Consider the following 1,531-nt stretch of genomic DNA (forward strand, 5'->3'; position numbering starts at 1 on the left):
TAATTTTCATCATTTTCAACTACAATTTCTTTTTCTAATAGCTCTTTTCTCTTTTTAATTACCCAATTTTGAGCTGAATCAACAGTATTATTAGACATTCTAGATCCTTTTAGTACTACAAAACCTTCACTAGTAATTTGCCCTTTACCCTTTGCCCCTCTAACAGAATCTATATAAAAATAATTTTCATCTTTATTTTTTTTATCTTTCTTATTTCCACTATCTAAAAAATATCAAACTTTAATTCTAATCAAAACACAACAGTTTAAGGCTGAATTATTTTTAATCGATTATTTCCCTTTAACTCATTAATATAATTAATAGTTTTATTTTTGAATCTTTCCGCTTTTTCCTCTTCAGCATACCAGATATTAGATTGACCAAAACCATAGCCTAAATCTTTTTGACGTGGCACTTTGAAATCTCTAAATTTTTCTGCATTGTTTCTGAAAAGTCAAGTAGATTTTAAAAATACTTTTGTAGTCCCGGGTATTCTATGCAGCTGTTGATTTTCTCTTTCGATTGAGCCGTTTTCTTCTATCAATTGCTGACTGATGTTTCTTCTTTCTTTCATCTATAATTTCATCGGCTTTGCCGTTATATTTTTGATCTGGTATTACATAATCTACACCCTGATGCAGTCTTTCAGAATTGTAATAGTCAATGAAATTTTCTATATCTTCTCTGGCTTCATAAAAACTCTGATAGGTTTCTTTTCTATAGACATTCTCATACTTAATTGTTTTGTGAAAGACTTCAATTTTTCCGTTTGTCTCTGGATGCTTTACAGCTGTCCTAATGTGCCTGATCTCCCATTCTTCAAGGAATTCAGTAAAAGATTTAGACACAAGCTGGGTGCCATTATCACTTACAAGGACTGGTCTGCTGACAGGGTCTAAGTCAAATATACCTGCTTTATACATGGCTCTGCTAAGGACTCGCTGCATATCGTCTGCAGTCATAGTTTGAGAGAGTTCTCCGTGTATAATTTTGCGGGAGTAGCCATCAAGAACGCAGATTAAATAGGCATGGGTATTTTTTACAGGGATATAACTAATATCGGTATGCCACATTTTATTTGGCTGATCTACTTCAATTTTACCATCTGCTTTTTTCTGTTTATGATATTCCTGATCCGGGATGAGTCCAGCTTCCTTAAGCACCCGGTATGCACTCGATGCAGATACATAGACAATGTCATCATCCATCATTTTCTTAGCAAGTTTTCTATGACGCTGATCAGGGTGTTTAAGAGCATAATCTACAATTGCCTGCTTTTCTTCCTCCAGAAGGCTGTGAGGGCATGCTGCAGGAGTAGACTTGTGATTTTTAAGTCCTTCCATCCCATCAGCCTCATAGCGTTTTCTCCAGTCATAGTAACGCCAGGAATTAAGCTCTAATATTTCGCAGGTTGTTTTAACAGGCAGAGTTGATTCTTCCACAATATCCATTAATTTTCTTTTTTCATCTGCTGCAAGCCAGTCATTTTTAATTTCACCATGCAGTCCTATTTGTCGTTTTTTTTTAGAAT

At 34.7% G+C, this 1,531-nt stretch carries 2 protein-coding genes; both read right to left on the minus strand.

From position 1 onward, the window contains the following. Positions 1–265: 265 nt before the first annotated feature. Positions 266–415 (minus strand): hypothetical protein, encoded by a 150-nt coding sequence (locus tag CI949_RS20565; protein WP_181413331.1) that lies wholly within the window; start codon positions 413–415, stop codon positions 266–268. Positions 416–494: 79 nt separating this feature from the next. Further along, positions 495–1,531: IS3 family transposase (locus CI949_RS20570; RefSeq protein WP_290769902.1), on the minus strand; the 1,037-nt coding region annotated here is incomplete at its 5' end.

This window comes from Halanaerobium sp., assembly GCF_003070835.1.